Origin of the sequence: Bhargavaea ginsengi, assembly GCF_900109165.1 — a bacterium.
GTDB lineage: Bacteria > Bacillota > Bacilli > Bacillales_A > Planococcaceae > Bhargavaea > Bhargavaea ginsengi.
This window is the reverse complement of sequence record NZ_FNZF01000014.1, coordinates 1-1,179: the sequence shown is the minus strand read 5'-3', so window position 1 is coordinate 1,179 and position 1,179 is coordinate 1. Positions and strand designations below refer to the sequence as shown.

Here is a 1,179-nt window from a genome sequence, read left to right as displayed (position 1 = left end):
TCCACACATAGCTACCCAGCGATGCCCTTGGCAGGACAACTGGTACACCAGCGGTGTGTCCATCCCGGTCCTCTCGTACTAAGGACAGCTCCTCTCAAATTTCCTGCGCCCGCGACGGATAGGGACCGAACTGTCTCACGACGTTCTGAACCCAGCTCGCGTACCGCTTTAATGGGCGAACAGCCCAACCCTTGGGACCGACTACAGCCCCAGGATGCGATGAGCCGACATCGAGGTGCCAAACCTCCCCGTCGATGTGAACTCTTGGGGGAGATAAGCCTGTTATCCCCGGGGTAGCTTTTATCCGTTGAGCGATGGCCCTTCCATGCGGAACCACCGGATCACTAAGCCCGTCTTTCGACCCTGCTCGACTTGTAGGTCTCGCAGTCAAGCTCCCTTCTGCCTTTGCACTCTGCGAATGATTTCCAACCATTCTGAGGGAACCTTTGGGCGCCTCCGTTACTCTTTAGGAGGCGACCGCCCCAGTCAAACTGTCCGCCTGACACGGTCCCCTGCCCGGATCACGGGCACGGGTTAGAAGTCCAATACAGCCAGGGTAGTATCCCACCAGTGCCTCCACCGAAGCTGGCGCTCCGGTTTCCACGGCTCCTACCTATCCTGTACAGGCTGCACCGGAATTCAATATCAGGCTACAGTAAAGCTCCACGGGGTCTTTCCGTCCTGTCGCGGGTAACCTGCATCTTCACAGGTACTATAATTTCACCGAGTCTCTCGTTGAGACAGTGCCCAGATCGTTACGCCTTTCGTGCGGGTCGGAACTTACCCGACAAGGAATTTCGCTACCTTAGGACCGTTATAGTTACGGCCGCCGTTTACTGGGGCTTCAATTCAAAGCTTCGCTTGCGCTAACCTCTCCTCTTAACCTTCCAGCACCGGGCAGGCGTCAGCCCCTATACGTCACCTTACGGTTTTGCAGAGACCTGTGTTTTTGCTAAACAGTCGCCTGGGCCTATTCACTGCGGCTCTCTCGGGCTTTAACACCCTAATAGAGCACCCCTTCTCCCGAAGTTACGGGGTCATTTTGCCGAGTTCCTTAACGAGAGTTCTCTCGATCACCTTAGGATTCTCTCCTCGCCTACCTGTGTCGGTTTGCGGTACGGGCGCCTCCCGCCTCGTTAGAGGCTTTTCTTGGCAGTGTGAAATCAGGGACTCCGGGGT

At 56.2% G+C, this 1,179-nt stretch carries 1 rRNA gene; it reads right to left on the bottom strand.

Annotated features, from left to right (window positions below):
* Positions 1–1,179: ribosomal RNA gene (locus BMX91_RS15605) — 23S ribosomal RNA — on the bottom strand; the annotation flags it as partial.